Here is an 824-nt window from a genome sequence, read left to right on the forward strand (position 1 = left end):
ACGGTCAGCGGCGACATGGTGAGAGCGAACCCGATGCCGACGACCGTCAGCCGCCACCACACGTCGCCGTAGCCGGTATCGGCGTGGACGAAGCCCGGCGCCAGCAGTCCCAGCCCGGCCAGGACCAGGCCGATGGTGACGGCGACGCGGAAGCCGTACCTGGCCGCGTACCGGCCCGCGCACGGGCTGACGATCACCGTGGCCAGCGAGACGGGCAGGGTCCGTAGCCCGGCGACCAGATCGAAGTGCCCTGAACGTAGACGAAGAACGGGGAGAAGAAGAACGACGACCCCATCAGCGCGAGCCCGACCACGACCATCGCCGTGTTGGACACCGTGAACAGCCGCTGACGAAACAGCCGCGGCGGCAGCATCGGCGTCGGCACACGACCCTCGACCACGACGAAAGCGGACAGGAACACCAGCCCGGTGGCGAAGCTCGCCGACGGGGCCACAGACGCCGCCGATGCCGGTGCGACGATGTCGGCTATCTGCCGGCACGGCCGCTGGTGGGGCCTTACCGCCGTGACCGTGGTGGTGTGGGCGGCGGCCGGGCTCGCCGCGCTCCTCGCTGGCGGCACGGTAGCTCCGCTGGGGACCGGGTTCATCGCCGACGTCGTGCACGGCCGTACGGCTGATGCCTGGCCGGGCAGGCCCACCTGGGCGGTGGCGGGGATCGCCGCGGTGCTGGCCGTGGCCGCCGTTGCGGTGACGCTGCCGGTGTGCCGGGCGGTGCTTCGCCGCCTTCCCGCCGCGGGGGATCCCGTGACGGCGCTGGCCCGCAACCCGCGCCTGGCCGCCTTCCGGGCCATGCCCACCGCGCTT

General features: G+C 72.8%; 1 protein-coding gene and 2 pseudogenes. 1 reads left to right on the forward strand and 2 read right to left on the reverse strand.

The genetic code is table 11. The features are described 5' to 3' along the window. Together AAH991_RS40155 and AAH991_RS40160 are read right to left on the reverse strand one after the other, a co-directional pair. A pseudogene (locus tag AAH991_RS40155) lies at positions 1-197 on the reverse strand (hypothetical protein); the annotation flags it as partial. Then, the gene (locus AAH991_RS40160) at positions 194-454 is read right to left on the reverse strand and encodes a hypothetical protein (protein WP_346231196.1); all 261 of its coding nucleotides are present in this window, start codon (positions 452-454) and stop codon (positions 194-196) included. The pseudogene AAH991_RS40155 and the gene AAH991_RS40160, both read right to left, overlap by 4 nt. A gap of 25 nt (positions 455-479) precedes the next feature. Between AAH991_RS40160 and AAH991_RS40165 the strand changes: the two are divergent. Beyond that, positions 480-824, forward strand: a pseudogene (locus AAH991_RS40165) (hypothetical protein); the annotation flags it as partial.

This window comes from Microbispora sp. ZYX-F-249 (assembly GCF_039649665.1).
Taxonomy (GTDB): Bacteria; Actinomycetota; Actinomycetes; order Streptosporangiales; family Streptosporangiaceae; genus Microbispora; species Microbispora maris.